Source organism: Microcystis sp. Msp_OC_L_20101000_S702 (assembly GCF_007095705.1).
In the GTDB taxonomy this organism is placed as follows: Bacteria; Cyanobacteriota; Cyanobacteriia; order Cyanobacteriales; family Microcystaceae; genus Microcystis; species Microcystis ichthyoblabe_A.
The window spans coordinates 1-6,292 of record NZ_SFBO01000146.1; the positions used below are offsets into that span (position 1 = coordinate 1).

5 protein-coding genes are annotated in these 6,292 nt (G+C 44.1%); 1 reads left to right on the forward strand and 4 read right to left on the reverse strand.

Going from position 1 to position 6,292, the window contains the following annotated elements:
• Positions 1–136: transposase (locus EWV60_RS15815; protein WP_287233266.1), on the forward strand; the 136-nt coding region annotated here is incomplete at its 5' end.
• 287 nt (positions 137–423) lie between these two features.
• Here the strand turns inward: EWV60_RS15815 and EWV60_RS15820 are convergent.
• From EWV60_RS15820 to EWV60_RS15835, 4 genes are all read right to left on the reverse strand, one after another.
• Positions 424–2,475: an NAD(P)H-quinone oxidoreductase subunit 5 gene (locus EWV60_RS15820; protein ID WP_016514691.1), complete on the reverse strand. Its 2,052-nt coding sequence runs from the start codon at positions 2,473–2,475 to the stop codon at positions 424–426.
• Between the two features lie 164 nt (positions 2,476–2,639).
• Complete coding sequence (locus EWV60_RS15825) at positions 2,640–3,779, reverse strand: hypothetical protein (RefSeq protein ID WP_287233260.1); 1,140 nt, start codon at positions 3,777–3,779, stop codon at positions 2,640–2,642.
• Positions 3,776–4,513 (reverse strand): FlgD immunoglobulin-like domain containing protein, encoded by a 738-nt coding sequence (locus EWV60_RS15830; RefSeq protein ID WP_287233262.1) that lies wholly within the window; start codon positions 4,511–4,513, stop codon positions 3,776–3,778. Before EWV60_RS15830 ends, EWV60_RS15825 begins: the two co-directional genes overlap by 4 nt.
• Entirely contained in the window at positions 4,510–6,054 is a 1,545-nt protein-coding gene (locus tag EWV60_RS15835) for a tetratricopeptide repeat protein (RefSeq protein WP_287233264.1), read from the reverse strand. Before EWV60_RS15835 ends, EWV60_RS15830 begins: the two co-directional genes overlap by 4 nt.
• Between the last annotated feature and the right edge of the window lie 238 nt (positions 6,055–6,292).

Here is a 6,292-nt window from a genome sequence, read left to right on the forward strand (position 1 = left end):
CGAGCGAAGGACAACGAATGGGATGGTCGAGGGAATCAACAATAAACTTAAACTAATAAAACGGAGAGCCTATGGCTTTAGAAACTTTCGGAATTTTTGGGTTAGAAGTATGTTGTCTTGGCATCTTGTATGTTGATTTAGCATAAAGAGTAACGAAGAGCCATATTTTGTCTCCGACTCAAGAGTTTTTATCAGAGTTTAAATCTATCTTTGTTATAGTTTCATATCTATACTTTTTCTTCCCCAAAAAATGTAATATTATCTTACAATAAATCCAGTTATTAAAGACTGATTATTTATTCTCCCTGTTCCCTTTTGCCTGTCCTGATATGTAGCCTATACTCAACAGATTAACAAGGGAGACTTAAAGCTGAAAAAAGGGGCTTCGCGCCCCCAAAAATCTTTAGTCAACCGATTAAAAATCTACACCAGACTATAGACAATTACTAAGCCCAAAACTGCGGCAAAGACAATTAAAGCGTAGAATTGGGCGCGACCATTTTCAAGGTATTTAAGACCTTCACCACTGACAAGAGTAGCTAAACCGGTTAAATTCACAGCCCCATCGATAACGCGATAATCCACTTCCATAATTTGCCGTGCGAGACGACGACAACCCTGTACAAAAACTCGATCATACAGATTATCAATGTACCATTTGTTCAGGGAAAAACGATACAAAGCGGGGAATTTTTCCGCAATAGTTGCGGGGTCAATTTTCTTCTGGAGATACATCAAAGAAGCGACAGTAATCCCGATTAAAGCAATCCCCACCGAATTACCCGCCATAATCAGAAACTCTGTCCAATCAAAAGCATGAACTTCTTCCACCACTTCGTTAGGAACATGAATAAAACCCTCGAAGAAATTCTGCCAAGGTTTACCCACCAAACCGATTAACAAAGAAGGAACCGCCAAAATCATGAGAGGTAAAGTCATAGTAATTGGCGATTCGTGGGGTTCATGGGCATGATGGCCGTGGTTGTCTTCTTCCTGCGCTTCCGAGTCTAATTGCTTAACATTCATCGCCCCTGGTCCAAAAGCCGGAATCGCGCCCGCATTGGCTAACAGTCGGCGTTTAATCTCCTTATTAGTGCCTCTAAACTCCCCTTCAAAAGTGTTAAAGTACATCCGGAACATATAAAAAGCCGTCAAACCCGCAGTAGCCCAACCGATTAACCATAAGGACGGGTTCGCCTCAAAAGCTAAACCGAGAATTTCATCCTTCGACCAGAAACCAGCGAAAGGAGGAATCCCACAGATGGCCAGAGTTCCCACCAGGAAAGTTAGGGCAGTAATGGGCATATACTTGCGTAAACCGCCCATCATCCGCATATCTTGCGCTAAAACCGGCTCATGACCGACCACATCCTCCATACCGTGGATGACCGAACCGGAACCGAGGAACAACATCGCCTTAAAATAAGCGTGGGTCATCAGGTGGAATAATCCCGCACTATAGGCACCAATACCCATAGCCATAACCATATAACCCAATTGGGAGATGGTGGAATAGGCTAAACCCTTTTTGATATCATTCTGGGTGAGGGCGATACTTGCCCCTAGAAAGGCAGTAAAGGCCCCCGTCCAAGCAATTACCGTCATCGCCGTGGGAATTGGCTCAAAAACGGGATACATCCGAGCAATCAGGAAAACTCCGGCGGCCACCATCGTGGCGGCGTGAATCAGGGCCGAAATCGGGGTCGGACCTTCCATGGCATCCGGTAGCCAGACATGAAGGGGAAATTGGGCTGATTTGGCCACGGGTCCAAGGAAGACTAAAACGGCGAATAATGCCGCTAAACTGCCGGCAATGGCTCCAGAAGAGACTAATTCCTCTAGACGTTCACCCATGATATCAAACTCGAAGCTACCGGTGGCCCAGAAAAGACCCAGCATTCCCAGTAATAAGCCAAAATCGCCGACGCGGTTGGTAACAAAGGCTTTTTGACAGGCCTCGGCAGCCGCCGGACGAGTGAACCAGAAACCTACTAGCAGATAGGAACACATCCCCACCAATTCCCAGAAAACGTAGATCTGGACGAGGTTGGGACTGATGACCAAACCGAGCATAGAACTGCTAAAAATGCTCAGATAGGCGTAAAAACGCACATAACCGGGGTCGTGGGCCATGTAACCATCGGTATAAATCATCACCAAAAAAGCCACGGTGGTGACGATAACCGACATTAAAGCACTGAGGTGATCGATCGTATAACCCATTTTCAGGTGAAAGTTACCCGCCGATGCCCAATCGATCATTTGGTTGTAGGGAGCGTGTCCATTGATTTGACTCCACAGCAGCGCAAAAGACAGCACCATCGACGCGCCGAGGGTAGAAATGATCAATACAGCATTCACCTGTCGCAGACGATTGGTGACTTCATTAAAGGAAATTAAGCCCGCGCCGACTAGGGTAGCGCCTACCAAAGGCAGGACGGGAACTAGCCACGCGTACTGATAAAGCGGTTCCATTCAGTAATACCTAGTTTACAACTTCACACTATTTGGTTTATCTTCATCTATTGTGACATAGGTTAATTCTTAAGAAAGTGTTTATACCTAGTTCTGCTCAATAGGGCGGCGAAAGGTCAAAGGATCTTATCAATTTGGCAGTTTAGCGAGCGGGACGGTAATTTTTAGGGAGAAGCGGCAAAATTATCGAATAACCACGAAAGCAAGGAAACAATCAAACCAGCAGAAAAGGAAATTATCGCCACGATCGCCTCGCTACCAAGATAACGGGATAAAAAACTGCCTTGAATCTGGGCGATCGGTAGTCGCGGATTTAACCCCACTTGGATGCTGTTGGTATTGCCGGAAACGCTCACTTCTAAACCTTGTGATGCTTCGCTAATCTGCAAGTTTTCCCCCGTGGTTTTTAGTTTGAGGTTTTGGTTGCTATCCTCTCGGATAATTTTTATCTGATTTAATATCTCTACCCCCGGTTTCTCGACGATCAGGAATTGATTTTTTTCTAGCTTAAGATCCTGTTGAGCCATCCGGATATTACCAGAAATAATTGTTGATTCCACTAAGTCATCTCTCACATTATTACCGGTGATAATCGGTCGCTCAAATCTAACATTATTAACTTTAATATTGCGCCAAAAAATAGGCTGTTCTTGATCTTGATAAAGTTGTAAATTAACGTCGATCGCTTGTTGTATTTCTAATTTAAATTCGGTGGTACTGAGATTGAATTCGAGGGGAATATCCTCTTTTTTTTGGGGTAAATTAGCAATTTTATAACCAGAAAGAGTTATTTTAATCGGGTTGCCGCTAGGATTAAATGATAAATTTACTGGTTGAGAATTTGGCTGCAAACTAAAAGCCAAAAGATTATTAAAAGGCGCGTATTTGAGATTTTTAACTCTAGTTTCCTTTTGTAAACGGAGTTCTTGCAGGATAAAATCCGCCGTCGGGGTAATTGTTAAAGTGCTATTTTCCCGGATTGATTCAATTTCTAGTCGCTCTCGTTTATTGAGTTCGGGATCTGCAAGACTGCTAAAAATGCCAGCGAGGGTAAATTTTTTCAGTCCCGATAGATCTATTTGGGAAAGATTATAGACATCTTTGAGCAATAAACTTTCGTTTTCTTGACAGGTAAAACTAAAGCTTTTTACCAATAAATTGCCTTCAAAGTTTTGTTTAACTGGGATAATTCCCCAAAAAATTGACAGGAAAACCAGTGCTAGAGTAACTATAAAAACTGTGCAAAACTTGAGATTTTTCCTGATAAATTGCCAGAAACTTTTAAAATTATGCTTGGACTTCATTTTAGCCACTGGGGATTATGTTCAAAAGTTATATTAATCGGGGCATTTCTGGGAGGAGCATCATCTTGTTCTAATAAAGCTTTGACTCGCAATTCGTACAATCCCGCCTTAGCCATTTTACCATCAGAAGTACGACCATCCCAACTAAAGAAAATTTCTCCTTTTGGTTGCCAGTTAGGGCGAGAAGTCTCATAGATAACCTCGTTGTTCTGGAGGATTTGTAATTCTTTGATCTGGCTACGCACATTAGCAAAAAGGACGATATCATAGGTTGTTGCCTGATTAAAAATAACTGGCAAATAGATCAATTTACCGTCACTGATAGAGGCCGTGGCCCGCAGACTTTCAAGGGCGATATCTTCGCGATCAATAACATAGTTAGACCATTTAAATTGATAGCGAGAACCTTGGGGACGCAAGGTGAGGGGATCGAGTTGATAATTTTTTGGCACAGAACGCACTATCACTTTTGGCGCTCGGTTATTACGACTAGGCACTTCCAACTTCAAGTAATCACTGATCCCCGGAATCCGGCCGATAGAAAGGGAAATAAGACTAAAACTGCCCGCAATATCGATCGGAGCTATTCCCTCACAGCGCTTGTCATTATCTCTCTGGATATAGTTGCTAGATCTAGTATTTCCCGTCCCACAGTTTTGAGCTTGAATAGGGAAGAACGAGACCAAAATAAGACTAAGAATTGTTAAGTTGAGGACAATAAATGATTTTTTCATGGTACAACCACCTGCCATTGAGCTAATTTTTGGAGAACTCGATCGATTGGGTAAGCGAAACCGATACCGGAAGAATCGATTTGGGACTCGTTAATCGTTTTAAACATCAATCCGATCACCCGCATTTCCTGATCGAATACTGGACTACCAGACCCCCCCACGGCCAGACTCACATCGATTAATAAATTGCCGCTACTAGACTGAATGCCGATGGTAATCGCCTCGTACTTCGACCAATCTTTTGATTCAGGATGTCCGATGATAGAAATCGGTGTTTGTGGGTTAATTTCGCCTTGATGAAAGGTTAAAGGACTGATATCGTCTGGTAAACCCGTGACTTCCAGCAAAGCTAAATCCAAGTTTTCTTGGGGTTCGGTGATCTGAATTATTTTAGCCTTTGCACGATCGCGCGGGAGGTTGGGTAGATTTTCGCCGTAATAGGGTTCCACTTCCAGATTATTTTCCAGATTATCGGCCCTCTGTTCCGTGTCGCGATCGACCACCACATGACGATTAGTGATAATCCACACCGTTGTTCCCCGGCGTTTGACCACATAACCCGTACCGTAGGCAGTCCCCTTGGCGTTACCGGTAAAGACAACACTGATTTTAACGATCGATCGCTTGATCCGAGTGAGGGGATCCTCTTGGGGTAAATATTTAGTATTATTCAAAGCGATGATCTGCTCCGGTTGTTGCTGCAACGATAACAAGCGCCGGGCCTCTTGCAGGTTATTGCTGGCAAATTCAAACTTCGGATCGATTTTCGTCGCCTTCTCGAACTCAGCGATCGCTGCCTCTAGCTTGCCCTGTTCCTGTAGGAGCAGACCCAAACCATTATGGGCAAGGGTATGAGCGGTAGTAGGAGTCCCAGTAGTATCATCTGGTAAATCTAAGGCCCTACGGTACATTTCCTCGGCTTCCGTCAGTTTTTTCTGGTCCCTCAGCACGTTACCGAGATTGTTGTAGGCATAGACATACTTATCATCAACCTCGATCGCCCTACGGTACATTTCCTCGGCTTCCTTCAGTTTTTTCTGGTCCCTCAGCACGTTACCGAGACCGTTGTAGGCATAGACATACTTATCATCAAGAGCGAGCGCCCTACGGAACATTTCCTCGGCTTCCGTCAGTTTTTTCTGGTCATACAGCACGAGACCGAGATTATCATCAAGAGCGATCGCCCTACGGAACATTTCCTCCGCTTCCGTCAGTTTTTTCTGGTCATACAGCACGAGACCGAGATTGTAGTAGGTTTCTGGAAGTTTTGGATCGAGAGCGAGAGCTTTTTGACAGAAAATCAGTGCTTCGTCTAACTTATTTTGACGGAATAGCGCGGCGCAGAGATTGCTAAAAGCCACAGCACTGTTAGGATCAAGCTGAATAATTTGTCGCCAGATTCTTTCGGCTTCCGGGTATTTTTTTTGCGCTTGAGCAGTTTCACCCTGTTGCCATAACTGCTCCAGTGTTTGTGCCACTGTTGTCGGCGGCATGATCATCAATGCCAAAGTTAACACCCAAGCCAGCCGCACCACTTTCATAAGCTGATTGAAAATATTCCATCTATAGGTTAACAGATAGCAATGGAGTCAGGAACATTGCTGCATCTTAGTCGGTTAAGTAAGTAGTTATAATTAAATTGAAGATAGATTTTACCTCTGATCCCCCCTGCTACCTTGATAAGGGACTTGCGTGGGAATAATATCCCAATCGATCGGAGGGCGCAAGCTTTGCGCCCCTACAGTAACGGATTTTGTCCACAATGTAGGGGCGAACTGC